This window comes from Streptomyces sp. NEAU-174 (assembly GCF_052665095.1).
Genome location: NZ_JBQTCE010000001.1, coordinates 535878 through 549860, shown reverse-complemented (window position 1 = coordinate 549860; position 13983 = coordinate 535878). Strand labels below are relative to the sequence as shown.

Sequence of the window (13983 nt, the reverse complement as noted above, 5' to 3'; positions counted from 1 at the left end):
TGACGCTCCCTACAATCCGTCCACATCTCGAGCTCAGGACGCCTGAGCGCGGCGGCTCTTCTGCGGTCGCAGAACTGCTGCGCGCCCATGTGCCAAACGTCAAGGAGGACGAATGGCGGGGCCTCTCACCCCTCATCAGCTGGACCTCACCCCAACCCTGGCCGCCGCAGAGCTGACCGACGACAACCGTGTGCTCGTGCTGGTGATCGCCGCCGTCGCGATCGCGGCGCTCGCGGTCGCGGTGGTGCTGGTACGACAAGTCCTCGCGGCCGGCGAGGGCACGGACGGTATGAAGAAGATCGCCGAAGCCGTTCAGGAAGGCGCCAATGCCTATCTGGCCCGGCAGCTGCGCACCCTCGGTGGATTCGCCGTGGTGGTGTTCTTCCTGCTCATGCTGTTGCCGGCGGACGACTGGGCGCAGCGCATCGGGCGTTCGGTGTTCTTTCTGATCGGTGCGGCATTCTCGGCGGCGACCGGCTATATCGGGATGTGGCTCGCGGTGCGCAGCAATGTGCGCGTCGCGGCCGCCGCCCGTGAGGCCACCCCCGAGCCCCCCACCACACCCGTCAATGGCGATTCGGCCGCTTCCGCACCCGGTAAGCCGAGCGTGGATCTCACGGCCGTCTCGCACAAGGCAATGAAGATCGCATTCCGTACCGGCGGTGTGGTGGGCATGTTCACCGTGGGCCTCGGACTGCTGGGCGCCTCCTGCGTGGTGCTGGTCTACGCGGCCGACGCGCCCAAGGTGCTGGAGGGCTTCGGGCTCGGCGCCGCGCTGATCGCGATGTTCATGAGGGTCGGCGGCGGCATCTTCACCAAGGCCGCCGACGTCGGCGCCGACCTCGTCGGCAAGGTCGAGAAGGGCATCCCCGAGGACGACCCGCGCAACGCCGCGACCATCGCGGACAACGTTGGCGACAACGTCGGGGACTGCGCCGGTATGGCCGCCGACCTCTTCGAGTCGTACGCCGTCACCCTGGTGGCCGCGCTGATCCTCGGCAAGGCGGCCTTCGGCGACTCCGGGCTGGCCTTCCCGCTGCTCGTCCCGGCCATCGGCGTGGTCACCGCCATGATCGGGATCTTCGCCGTGGCCCCGCGCCGCTCCGACCGCAGCGGGATGAGCGCCATCAACCGGGGCTTCTTCATCTCCGCCGTGATCTCTATGGCGCTGGTGGCGATCGCGGTCTTCGCCTATCTGCCGTCCAGCTACGCGGACCTCGACGGTGTCACCAACCGCGAGATCCTCGGCCACAGCGGTGATCCGCGGGTGCTCGCGCTCGTCGCGGTCGCCGTCGGCATCGTGCTGGCCGCGCTCATCCAGCAGCTCACGGGCTACTTCACCGAGACCACCCGGCGCCCCGTGCGGGACGTCGGCAAGACCTCGCTGACCGGCCCGGCCACCGTGGTGCTCTCCGGTATCTCGCTGGGTCTGGAGTCCGCCGTCTACTCGGCGGTGCTGATCGGGCTGAGCGTCTACGGCGCCTTCCTGCTCGGCGGCAGTTCGATCATGCTGGCGCTGTTCGCCGTGGCGCTCGCCGGTACCGGTCTGCTCACCACGGTCGGTGTGATCGTCGCCATGGACACCTTCGGCCCGGTCTCCGACAACGCCCAGGGCATCGCCGAGATGTCCGGCGATGTCGAGGGCGCGGGCGCGCAGGTGCTCACCGACCTGGACGCGGTCGGCAACACCACCAAGGCGATCACCAAGGGCATCGCCATCGCCACGGCGGTGCTCGCGGCGGCCGCGCTCTTCGGCTCGTACCGCGACGCCATCGCCGAGGCGGTGAGTGACGTGCACACCTCCGTGGCCGGGGAGATGAATCTGAACCTGGACATCTCGCAGCCCAACAACCTGGTGGGCCTCGTCCTCGGCGCCGCCGTCGTCTTCCTCTTCTCCGGGTTGGCGATCAACGCGGTGTCGCGTTCGGCCGGTGCGGTGGTCTTCGAGGTGCGGCGGCAGTTCCGCGAGAAGCCCGGGATCATGAACTACACCGAGAAGCCCGAGTACGGCCGGGTCGTCGACATCTGCACCAAGGACGCGCTGCGCGAGCTGGCCACACCGGGTCTGCTCGCCGTCATGGCGCCGATCGCCGTCGGCTTCACCTTCGGGGTCGGCGCGCTCGGCTCGTTCCTGGCGGGCGCGATCGGCACCGGCACGCTGATGGCCGTCTTCCTCGCCAACTCCGGCGGCGCCTGGGACAACGCCAAGAAGCTGGTCGAGGACGGTCACCACGGCGGCAAGGGGAGTGAGGCCCATGCCGCGACGGTGATCGGCGACACGGTCGGCGATCCCTTCAAGGACACCGCCGGACCCGCGATCAACCCGCTGCTGAAGGTGATGAACCTGGTGGCGCTGCTGATCGCCCCGGCGGTGGTCAAGTTCTCCTACGGGAACAACGCCAGCCCGGGGCTGCGCGCGGTCGTCGCGGTGATCGCCGTCGTGATCATCGTGACCGCCGTCTACATCTCCAAGCGGCGCGGAATCGCCGTAGGTGACGAAGACAACTCCGAGCGCGTGGCGAAGTCAGCCGACGCGGCGGTGGTGTCCTAGCCCAGGAGGGGGCCAGGGGGCCGGGAAGGCCCCCGCGACATGCGGGCGGGCGGTGTGCGACGGCACATCGTCCGCCCGCCTCCCTGCCCACGATGTGCCATCCGCTCGATGAGGCCATGTCCACAATGAGCGTGGTGCAAATGCTCCTAAAGATATTCATACGGGACGCTCTCCCGGTGGGCTTCGCCGGATGGACGTGTATGTTCCGGGGCCGAGAGCCATGGAAGGGACCAATCCGGTGAACAAGAAGCTTGTGGCTGCACTGTCCGGCGGTGCGGCACTCGTACTGGCGCTGACCGGCTGCGGGGGCGGCGACGACGACAAGAAGGTCAACGACTGGGCCAAGTCGGTCTGTGACGAGGTGCAGCCTCAGCTGAAGAAGATCCAGGGCGCCAACACCGCGATCCAGGGCGCGGCCGACGAGCAGGACTCCAAGAAGCTCCAGCAGACCGACTCCAAGGCGTTCCAGGAGATCTCCGAGTCCTACGGGGCGCTCGCCAAGGCCGTGAACAAGGCGGGCCCGCCGCCCGTGGACAGCGGCGACAAGACCCAGAAGCAGGCGGTCAAGGAGCTCAACGCCACCTCGGGGTCGTACACGAAGCTGAAGTCGGCCATCGACAAGCTGGACACCTCGGACAAGTCCAAGTTCGCCCAGGGACTCGCGGGCGTCGCCGATGAGCTCGACAAGCTCAGCAAGTCGGGTGACCAGGCCCTACAGAAGCTCCAGGAGGGCAAGGTCGGCTCGGCGATGGCCAAGCAGCCCGGCTGCCAGAAGCCGAAGACGGCCGGCGGCGGCGCCACGACGCAGTCCTAGCCGGTCCTGGTCGGTCCTCGTCGGCCCGCGTGGCACCGTAGCCCTCGTGGTCCTTCCGGGCGGTCCCCGTAGTCCTTACGTGGACCGTTCCGGAGTTCCGCCGTCAGGGGGTCAACGCCGCCCCCTGGCGCGCCCTTTGTCGGCCCGTCACCGCGGTCGGCGCGGGCGATGTCGTCCCGATGCCGACTGCCGTCGCCCGCTGTCGGTGATTGCCCCGACAATGGGGGCGTGAGTACGCACCAGCCCTCGTTCCGCCTCCCCACCGCCGACCCCGAGCGCACCGCCCGCCTGCGCGAGGCGCTGGCGGCCGCCTCCTTCACCGCCGACGGTCTGCTGGACCTGTTCGGCCCGTCCGCCTACACGGCCCTGGCGCGCGGGGAGACCGTCCCGGCGCTGCGCGCCACCCGGGCCGGGAGCGGCCCGCTGGAGACGCTGGTGCGGCTCTTCCTGCTCCAGCGCCCGGTGCCGTACGGGCGGGCGGCCGCGGCCCTCCCGGCCGAGGGCTGCCGCGCCGACGGCTGGCTGGTGCGCGACGGTGACGAGGTGCGCGCGAGCGTGGACGTGCGGCCTTACGGCGGGCCCGAGGGCCAGGACTGGTGGATCGTCTCCGACCTGGGCTGCGCGGTCGGCGGCGCGGCGGGGATCGGCGGCCCGGGCGGCGCGCGCGGCCGTGAGGACCGCTCCCGGCTCGTCCTGGGTGTCGGCGGCGCGTCCACCACGCTCGCCGGTCTGACCGTGCCCGCGCCCGTGGACCGGGTCCTCGACCTCGGCACCGGTTCCGGGATCCAGGCGCTGCACGCGGGCCGCCACGCCACCCGTGTGACCGCCACGGACCGCAATCCGCGCGCCCTGGCCATCGCCCGGCTGACCCTCGCCCTGTCCGGGGCGCCGGAGCCGGATCTGCGGGAGGGGTCGCTGTTCGAGCCGGTCCGGGACGAGACGTACGACCTGATCGTCTCCAACCCGCCCTTTGTGATCTCCCCGCGCTCCCCGGAGGGCAGCGAGCTGGTCTACCGGGAGGGCGGGATGGCCGGGGACGATCTGTGCCGCACCCTCGTCCAGCGGTCCGCCGGGCACCTCGCCGACGGCGGCTGGTGTCAGCTGCTGGCGAACTGGCAGCACGTCGAGGGGGAGGACTGGCGCGAGCGGCTGGCCTCCTGGGTCCCGCCCGGCTGTGACGCGTGGATCGTGCAGCGCGAGGTGCAGGACATCACCCAGTACGCCGAGCTGTGGCTGCGCGACGCCGGTGAGCACCTGGCCGGTCCCGAGGCGTACGCGGCGCGCTACGACGCGTGGCTGGACGAGTTCGAGGCGCGGAAGACCACGGCCGTCGGCTTCGGCTGGATCACCCTGCGCAAGTCCGGCGCCGACCGGCCCTCGGTGACCGTGGAGGAGTGGTCCCATCCGGTCGAGCAGCCGCTGGGGGCCGAGGTCATGGCCCACTTCGACCGGCAGGACTTCCTGCGCACGCATGACGACGCGGCGCTGCTGACCGCCCACTTCCGGCTTGCCGACGAGGTCGTCCAGGAGCAGGTGGGCCCGCCCGGAGCCGAGGACCCCGAGCACGTCGTGCTCAGGCAGCACCGGGGGATGCGGCGCGCGACGAAGGTGGACACGGTCGGGGCGGGCTTCGCGGGTGTGTGCGACGGCACACTCAGCGCCGGCCGGATCCTGGACGCCATCGCCCAGCTGCTCGGGGAGGACCCGGTGGTGCTGCGCGACCGCACTCCCGAGTCCATCCGGCTCCTGGTCGAGCAGGGCTTTCTGTGGCCGGTCGGCGACGACGGCATAGGGATGTCATGACGGCATAGGGACGCCACAGCAAGAGCACGGCAGGACGCGACGAGAAACGCGCGCTATGCGCGCGCCGTGCGTGGGGGGGCGTGCGCCGGTGGTACAGCCCTCTGCTTCGCGCCCCCGTATGGCAGGAAGCTGCCGCCGGGGGCGCCGAAGGGGCCATCCCGGGGCGGGTGCGGACGGGGCCCTGCGGGGCGATGCGCGCTGTTCACCCGGGGTTCGCGCGCACGCCTCCCGCCCGTGCCACGCTCCCGCCATGGAGAGCGGACCTGCGATCTTCGCCGGAACGGCATTCGTGTTGTTCGGCGCCGCGCTGCTGCTGTGGACGGCGGCGCGCCTGAGGCAGCGTGTGCCCGTCGCACACGGTGTGAGTCCTGTCGCTTCCGCGGTGCTCTCCCTCTTCTTCGGCATCGCCGCGCTCGGCGGCGGAATCTGGTGCCTGGGTTACGCCTGACAGGGCCTTCCACGCTGCCTCGTGTCGGTCCGGGCGGCAGACAGGACGGTTGTCGGGTTACCGTTCGAGTGGCGTTGCGGGCTTTTTCCGTTTGACACGGGGGCGGGATGTACCGTCACACTCCGCAGCGTCACCGCAGAGGGAGGCCGTGAGCGTTACCCGCACGGCACTGCCCGTTCACCGAGAGTCGACCGGAGAGAAGAGCCAAGTTGTCCCCGACCACCAGCGAGACCGCACAGGGCGGCCGCCGACTCGTCATCGTCGAGTCGCCTGCCAAGGCGAAGACGATCAAGGGCTACCTCGGCCCGGGCTACGTGGTCGAGGCCAGCGTCGGGCACATCCGGGACCTGCCGAACGGTGCGGCCGAGGTCCCCGACAAGTACACCGGCGAGGTCCGGCGGCTCGGCGTGGACGTCGAGCACGACTTCCAGCCCGTCTATGTGGTCAACGCTGACAAGAAGAGCCAGGTCAAGAAGCTCAAGGAGCTGCTCGCCGACTCCGACGAGCTCTTCCTGGCCACCGATGAGGACCGCGAGGGCGAGGCGATCGCCTGGCACCTCCAGGAGGTCCTCAAGCCCAAGGTCCCGGTGCGCCGGATGGTCTTCCACGAGATCACCAAGGACGCCATCCGGGCCGCCGTGGCCAACCCGCGCGAGTTGAACCAGCGCCTCGTCGACGCCCAGGAGACCCGCCGCATCCTCGACCGCCTCTACGGCTACGAGGTCTCGCCGGTCCTGTGGAAGAAGGTCATGCGCGGCCTGTCGGCGGGCCGGGTCCAGTCCGTCGCCACCCGTCTCGTCGTCGAGCGCGAGCGCGATCGCATCGCCTTCCGCTCCGCCGAGTACTGGGACCTCACCGGCACCTTTGCCACCGGCCGGGCAGGTGACGTCAGCGACCCCGGCACCTTCGGTGCCCGCCTTACGGCCGTCGACGGCCTCCGGGTCGCCCAGGGGCGCGATTTCACCTCGCTCGGGCTACTCAAGGACGGCCTGAACGTCCTCCACCTGGACGAGGCGGGCGCCCGCTCGCTGGCCACGGCCCTCGCCGACACCGCCTTCACGGTGCGCTCGGTCGAGTCCAAGCCGTACCGCCGCTCGCCGTACGCGCCGTTCCGCACGACGACCCTCCAGCAGGAGGCCAGCCGCAAGCTGGGCTTCGGTGCCAAGGCCACCATGCAGGTCGCGCAGAAGCTGTACGAGAACGGCTACATCACGTATATGCGTACGGACTCCACCGTCCTGTCGGACACGGCGGTGGCGGCGGCCCGGGCGCAGGTCACCCAGCTGTACGGGGCCGACTACCTGCCCGACAAGCCGCGCACCTACGCGGGCAAGGTCAAGAACGCCCAGGAGGCGCACGAGGCCATCCGTCCCTCGGGAGACCGCTTCCGCACCCCGGCGGAGACCGGCCTCACCGGCGACCAGTTCCGGCTCTATGAGCTGATCTGGAAGCGGACCGTCGCCTCCCAGATGAAGGACGCGATCGGCAACTCGGTCACCGTCAAGATCGGCGGGCGGGCGAGCGACGGCCGGGACGCCGAGTTCTCCGCCTCCGGTAAGACGATCACCTTCCACGGCTTCATGAAGGCCTATGTGGAGGGCGCCGACGACCCGAACGCCGAGCTCGACGACCGCGAGCGCCGGCTGCCGCAGGTCGCCGAGGGCGACCGGCTCACCGCCGAGGAGATCACCGCCGACGGCCACGCGACCAAGCCCCCGGCCCGCTACACCGAGGCGTCGCTGGTCAAGGAGCTGGAAGAGCGAGAGATCGGCCGCCCGTCGACCTACGCCACGATCCTGGGCACCATCCTCGACCGCGGCTATGTCTTCAAGAAGGGCACCGCGCTCGTGCCCTCCTTCCTGAGCTTCGCCGTGGTCAACCTGCTGGAGAAGCACTTCGGCCGACTGGTCGACTACGACTTCACCGCCAAGATGGAGGACGACCTCGACCGCATCGCGCGCGGCGAGGCCGAGGCCGTGCCGTGGCTGAAGCGCTTCTACTTCGGCGAGGGCGCGCAGACCGGCGCCGCCGAGGCCGGGAACGGCGACGGCGACCACCTCGGCGGCCTCAAGGAGCTGGTCACGGACCTGGGCGCGATCGACGCCCGGGAGATCTCGTCCTTCCCCGTGGGCGACGGCATCGTGCTGCGCGTCGGCCGCTACGGGCCGTACGTCGAGCGCCCGACGGAGGTCGAGGGCGGCACCGGCCGGCGCGCCGACGTCCCCGACGACCTGCCGCCGGACGAGCTGACCGTGGAGCTCGCGGAGGAGCTGCTCGCCAAGCCGAGCGGTGAGTTCGAGCTGGGTCCCGACCCCGAGACCGGCCGCATGATCGTCGCCAAGGACGGCCGCTACGGCCCGTACGTCACCGAGGTGCTCCCCGAGGACACCCCCAAGAGCGGTAAGAACGCCATCAAGCCGCGCACGGCCTCCCTGCTGAAGTCGATGTCCCTGGACACGGTGACCCTGGAGGACGCGCTCAAGCTGATGTCGCTGCCGCGCGTGGTCGGCGCCGACGCCGAGGGCGTGGAGATCACCGCGCAGAACGGCCGCTACGGCCCGTACCTGAAGAAGGGCACGGACTCGCGGTCGCTCGAGACCGAGGACCAGATCTTCAACATCACGCTCGAGCAGGCGCTGGCGATCTACGCCCAGCCCAAGCAGCGTGGCCGGGCCGCGGCCAAGCCGCCGCTGAAGGAGCTGGGCACCGACCCGGTCAGCGAGCGGCCCGTGGTGGTCAAGGACGGTCGCTTCGGCCCGTACGTCACGGACGGCGAGACCAACGCGACGCTGCGCCGCGACGACGACGTGGAGACCATCACGCCCGAGCGCGGCTACGAGCTGCTGGCCGAGAAGCGCGCCAAGGGCCCGGCCAAGAAGACCGCCAAGAAGGCGGCGGCGAAGAAGACCGCGGCCAAGAAGACGGCGGCGAAGAAGACGGCCGCCAAGAAGACCGCGGCGACGAAGACGACCGCGAAGAAGACGGCCGCCAAGAAGACGACCGCGAAGACCGCCGCCAAGAAGACGGCGGCCGGGAGGTCGTCGGCCAACGCCGAGTAGCCGGCCGAGCGGCGGGCGGGAAAGCGGAGGAAGGCGGAGCAATCCGCACGCCATCCACGGCTCACCGCCCGTTTGTTCGGCCGGGGGGCCGTGGATTCATGTGATCCGGATAGGCTGGCGGGATGACGCGAGAGCAGCCAACGGACGTGACCGCCACTTCCGGTGCCCTTGCCGCGGACTCCCGCGAGCGGGCCGTACGAGCCCTGCTGCGCTATCAGCCGCTGAGACGGCTGTGGAGCGCTCAACTCGTCGGCGGTGCCGGGGACGTGCTCGCGGTACTGGTGCTGGTGCTGCTGACGCTCCAGGCGTCGGTGGCTGCCGACTCCTTCGGCGGCGGGTATCGCGGCGCGGCCTTCGCGGTGGCGGTGGTGCTCGGCGTACGGCTCTTCGCGACCGTGCTGTTCGGCGCGGTGCTCCTCGGGCCGCTCGCCGCGCTGATCGGACCCTCCGGGCCGCTGGACCGCCGCTGGACCATGGTCGGCGCGGACGGTCTGCGGCTGGTGCTGCTCCTCATCGCACCGCTGTGGATCGACTGGGCCCCGGCCGACGCCGTCGCCTGGCTGCTCATCACCACCTTCGTCGTCGGCGTCGTGGAGCGCTTCTGGACCGTCGCCAAGGACGGCGCGGCCCCCTCGCTGCTCCCGGCGCCGCCCGCCGAGGGCGCCGCCGTGCGGCCGCTGCCCGACCACCTGGACGCGCTGCGGCGGCTCTCGCTCCGTACGAACTTCCTGACGCTGCCGATCGCGGCCGCCGCGCTGCTCGTCGTCACCCTCATCGGCAGGCTGCTGGGCACCGGCGTGGAGTGGTTCCACACCCACCAGGCCGCCCTCGGCTCGTATGTCGGCGCCGGGCTCTTCGCCGCGTCGATCTCGATCCTCGCCTTCATCGAACTGCCCGGCGCGCAGACCAGCCGCACCCGCTCCCCCCTCGAGGGGCTGCGCCGTCCCCGTGCCGCCTCCGGGAGCGGCGCCGACAAGGGCCGCACCGGAGCCGTTCCGCTGCTGGTGCTCGCCTGCGCCGGAGTGGCGGGCGCGATCGCCGCGGCCGTGGGCGTCGCCCCGCTCCAGGCCATGGACCTCGGCGGCGGGCCGGTCGGCTTCGCCCTGCTCGTCCTCGTCCTGACCGGCGGTCCGGCGATGGGCATCCGCTGGGCCCCCAAGGTCCTCCCGGGTCTGTCGCGGCGCCGGCTGCTGGCGCTGACGGTCGCGCTGACCGGGCTCGCGCTGCTCACGGTGGGCCTGGTGCACGACACCACCACCGTCGTGCTGATCGCCCTGATCGCGGGCGCGTCGGCGGGTGTCGCCGCCCACACCGGCCACTCCCTGCTGGACCAGGAGTCCGAGGAGACCCGCCGGCCCCGGATGACCGAGCATGTGCAGGCCGTCGTCCGCGTCGGCGTCGGGCTCGGCGCGGTCGCCGCGCCGCTGCTCGCCGCCGTCATCGGGCCGCACCGGCTCGGCAGCGGTGACTTCGTCTTCGCCCACGGCGGCGCGGCCTTCACCCTGATGCTGGTGGGCGCGCTGCTGCTGCCCGTCGCCGCGCTGGTCCTCGGCCGGACCGACGACCGGCAGGGCGTGCCGCTGCGGCGCGATCTGCGCGAGGCGCTGCTCGGCGGGGGCGGCGCGGACGAGGGCCCGGCCGCCACCGGCTTCTTCATCGTCGTCGAGGGCGGCGATGGCTCGGGCAAGTCCACGCAGGTGGAGGCGCTGGCCGAGTGGATCAGGGCCAAGGGGCACGAGGTCGTGGTGACCCGTGAGCCGGGCGCCACCGCGATCGGCAAGCGGCTGCGCTCCATCCTGCTCGACGTCTCGTCCGCCGGGATCTCGCACCGCGCCGAGGCGCTGCTGTACGCGGCGGACCGCGCCGAGCACGTCGACACCGTCGTCCGCCCCGCTCTGGAGCGCGGCGCGGTCGTCATCTCCGACCGCTACATCGACTCGTCCGTCGCCTACCAGGGCGCGGGGCGCGACCTGGCCGCGACCGAGATCGCCCGCATCTCGCGCTGGGCGACGAACGGCCTGGTGCCGCATCTGACGGTGCTGCTGGACATCTCGCCGGAGACCGCGCGCGAACGCTTCACCGAGGCCCCGGACCGGCTGGAGTCCGAGCCCGCCGAGTTCCACCAGCGCGTACGGGCCGGATTCCTGGCCCTCGCCGCCGCCGACCCGGCCCGCTACATCGTCGTCGACGCCGGGCAGCTGCCGGAGGCGGTCACCTCCGTGGTGCGCCACCGCCTGGACCAGATGCTGCCGCTGTCCGAGGCGGAGGTGAAGGCTCAGGAGGAGGCCCGTAAGGCCGCCGAGGAGGAGGCCCGCCGGCGCGCCGAGGAAGAGGCCGCCCGCAAGGCCGAGGAGGAGCGGCTGGAGCGCGAGCGCCAGGAGGCGCTCGCCAAGGCCCGCGCCGAGGAGGAGGAGCGCAAGCGGCGCGAGCTGGAGGAGGCCCGCCGGCGCGAGGCCGAGCGGCAGGCGGAGGCGGCCCGGCAGCGGGCCGAGGACGCGCGCCGCAGGGCCGAGGAGGACCGCAAGCGCATCGAGGCCGAGGACCGCGCCCGCGCCGCCGAGGAGGAGCGGCGCCGCCTCCAGGCGGAGGCGGACGCGCTGCGCCGGGCCGAGGCCGAGGCGCGCCGCCAGGAGGAGCAGCGCAAGGCCGAGGAGGCGCTGCTGCGGGCGGAGCAGGCACGGCTGGCGGCGGACGCGGCGCCCTCCGGGGCGGACGCGCCGACCGTGGAGACCGAGGCCCCGGCCCCGCCGCCCGAGGACGAGGACGGCCCGCACGGCACCGGCGGCGCCCGGGGCGCGGCGGGCTCCGGCGCGGACGACCCGCACCTGCACCCGCACCCGGACACGACGGAGACGGTCCAGACGCCGAGGTTCGACCCCCGGGCGGGGCACGGCGGCGAGTCCGGCGACTCCGGCCGTCCCGGCACCGGCTCGGCGGCGGCCGATGAGACCGCGGTGCTGCCGCCTGTGCCTCCCGCGCCGCCCGTACCGCCCCAGAGCGGCCCGGACGCCGACGAGACCGCTGTGCTCCCGCCCGTACGGCCCCAGGACGGCCCGGAGCGCCGGGGCGACCCGGACGCCGCGGAGACGACCGTCCTGCCCCAGCCGCCCGCCGAGCCGCCCACGAACGCGGCCGACGAGACAGCCGTCCTGCCGCCCGTACGGGACGAGCGCTCCGCCGACCCGGCGGACCGGGTCCCGCCGTGGCTGTTCCGCCCGGACGAGGGCCAGGGCCAGGAGCCCGGACAGGGCAACGAGCGCACGCGCGAGATGCCGCAGTACGGGCAGGGCCAGGGCCATGACCCGGGCCAGGGCCAGGGCTACGACCAGGGTCAGGCGCAGGGCGAGGCCGAACCGCCGCGTCGGCGCCGCCGCCCCGAGTGGGCCGAGGAGACCCCCCTCGACGACCTCCCGTCCCTGGCCGACGAACTGCTCGGCCCCCGCGACGACGAGGACGGCCGCCGCCGCTGACGGTATGGCCGGGTGCCGCTGCGGATGGCGGCGCCCGGCTGTTGGCTGGGGCGCCGAAGGGGACGTCGTCGGCGGGGCACTGACTTTCCGGCCTTCCGGCGTTTGGGGAGTCCTGGGGTGGAGCTGCACCCTCCAGCCCCTCCGGCGTTTGAGGAGCGGGGTCCAGGGGCGGAGCCCCGGCGGGGGTTCGGGGGCGGAGCCCCCGGAACGGGGTCTGGGGCGGAGCCCCAGCGGGGCCCGGGGCAGCGCCCCGTTTTCGGGAAGGGGCGGGGTGGGGAAGACCGACCGTCCGCGCGCCGCAGCCGGTGGCCGCGCCCGGCTGTCGGCGGGGCGGCGGAGTCAGGGCGCCCACGGCGGGTGACCGCCGCAGGCCCGCCGGCCGGGTGGCGTCACCGGTGGGCGACGCGTTCGGCTGTCGGTGGGGTGGACCACAATGGGGTGCGGTAGGGACGAGCGGCGGAGGCAGCCATGACGGTGTGGGACGACCTGGTCGGGCAGGACCGAGTGGCGGCCCAGCTGTCGGCCGCCGCGCGGGACGCGGACGCCCTGGTCACGGCGGCCGGTGAGGCGGCCGACGGCCCCGCCGGGGAGCCCATGGCGTCGTCCAAGATGACCCACGCCTGGCTGTTCACCGGCCCGCCCGGCTCCGGCCGGGCCACCGCCGCCCGCGCCTTCGCCGCCGCGCTCCAGTGCGTCAGCCCGGACCGGGCCCTCGGCGGCGCCCCCGGCTGCGGCTTCTGCGACGGCTGTCACACCGCCCTGATCGGCACCCACGCCGATGTGGAGGTGGTCCGTACGGACATGCTCACCATCGGCGTCAAGGAGACCCGTGAGCTCGTCCGCCGGGCCCAGCTCTCGCCCGCCGGAGGCCGGTGGCAGGTGATCGTCATGGAGGACGCCGACCGCCTTACCGAGGGCGCGGGCAATGTGCTCCTCAAGGCCATCGAGGAGCCCGCGCCGCGCACCGTATGGCTGCTGTGCGCGCCCTCGCTCGAGGACGTGCTGCCCACGATCCGCTCCCGCTGCCGTCTCCTCACCCTCCGTACGCCCCCGGTGGACGCGGTGGCGGACATCCTCGTCCGGCGCGACGGCATCGACCCCGAGCTCGCCGCCTCCGCCGCCCGCGCCACCCAGGGCCATATCGGCCGCGCCCGCCGTCTGGCCACCGACGAGCGGGCCCGCGCCCGCCGCGCCGCCGTCCTGAAGCTCCCGCTGCGCGTCGACGACGTGGGCGGCTGCCTCAAGGCGGCCCAGGAGCTGATCGACGCGGCGGCCGAGGACGCCAAGCAGGTGGCGGAGGAGGTCGACGTCAAGGAGACCGAGGAGCTGCGCGCCGCCCTGGGCGCCGCCGCCGGTACGGGCGGGCGGCTGCCGCGCGGCACGGCGGGGGCCATGAAGGACCTCCAGGACCGCCAGAAGCGCCGCGCCACCCGCACCCAGCGCGACAGCCTCGACCTCGCGCTCACCGATCTGACCGCCTTCTACCGCGATGTGCTGGCCCTCCAGCTCGGCTCCCAGGTGGCGCTCGCCAACACCGACGTACGGGACGCGGTGGAGCGGATCGCGTCGGGCTCGAAGCCCGAGCGGACGCTGCGCCGGATAGAGGCGATCACGGCTTGCCGCCGGGCGCTGGACAGCAATGTGGCGCCGCTGCTGGCGGTCGAGGCGATGACCATGGCGCTGCGGGCGGGCTGAGTCACTCGTACGGGTTTGTCGCTGGACGCATGGAGCGTGTCCGGGTGGATACTCTCCGTAAGGGGGCGAACCGGTGCCATCCCGTAGGAACCAGTACAGGGTGATCCATGCGATCCGGCCGGCGCGATCCCGCGACTCGACCG

The 13983-nt window shown here is 72.7% G+C and carries 7 protein-coding genes; all 7 read left to right on the top strand.

Features of this window, described 5'->3' with window-relative positions; translation table 11 throughout:
* Positions 1-112: 112 nt before the first annotated feature.
* The 7 genes from ACT2CW_RS02230 (at position 113) to ACT2CW_RS02200 (ending at position 13840) form a co-directional block, all read left to right on the top strand.
* Entirely contained in the window at positions 113-2551 is a 2439-nt protein-coding gene (locus ACT2CW_RS02230) for a sodium-translocating pyrophosphatase (RefSeq protein ID WP_445515308.1), read from the top strand.
* Positions 2552-2789: 238 nt separating this feature from the next.
* The gene (locus tag ACT2CW_RS02225) at positions 2790-3365 is read left to right on the top strand and encodes a small secreted protein (RefSeq protein WP_311766762.1); all 576 of its coding nucleotides are present in this window, start codon (positions 2790-2792) and stop codon (positions 3363-3365) included.
* Positions 3366-3593: 228 nt separating this feature from the next.
* Positions 3594-5168, top strand: coding sequence for a DUF7059 domain-containing protein (locus ACT2CW_RS02220; protein ID WP_445515307.1), 1575 nt, complete (start codon positions 3594-3596; stop codon positions 5166-5168).
* Between the two features lie 250 nt (positions 5169-5418).
* A complete protein-coding gene (locus ACT2CW_RS02215; protein ID WP_037955359.1) occupies positions 5419-5616 on the top strand; it encodes a hypothetical protein in 198 nt (65 codons plus the stop codon).
* 209 nt (positions 5617-5825) lie between these two features.
* The gene (topA, locus tag ACT2CW_RS02210) at positions 5826-8675 is read left to right on the top strand and encodes a type I DNA topoisomerase (RefSeq protein WP_445515306.1); all 2850 of its coding nucleotides are present in this window, start codon (positions 5826-5828) and stop codon (positions 8673-8675) included.
* A 122-nt stretch (positions 8676-8797) separates the two neighbouring features.
* Positions 8798-12145, top strand: a complete 3348-nt coding sequence (gene tmk / locus ACT2CW_RS02205; RefSeq protein ID WP_445515305.1) for a dTMP kinase — start codon at positions 8798-8800, stop codon at positions 12143-12145.
* A gap of 468 nt (positions 12146-12613) precedes the next feature.
* Positions 12614-13840: a DNA polymerase III subunit delta' gene (locus ACT2CW_RS02200; RefSeq protein WP_445515304.1), complete on the top strand. Its 1227-nt coding sequence runs from the start codon at positions 12614-12616 to the stop codon at positions 13838-13840.
* The last annotated feature ends 143 nt before the right edge of the window (positions 13841-13983 follow it).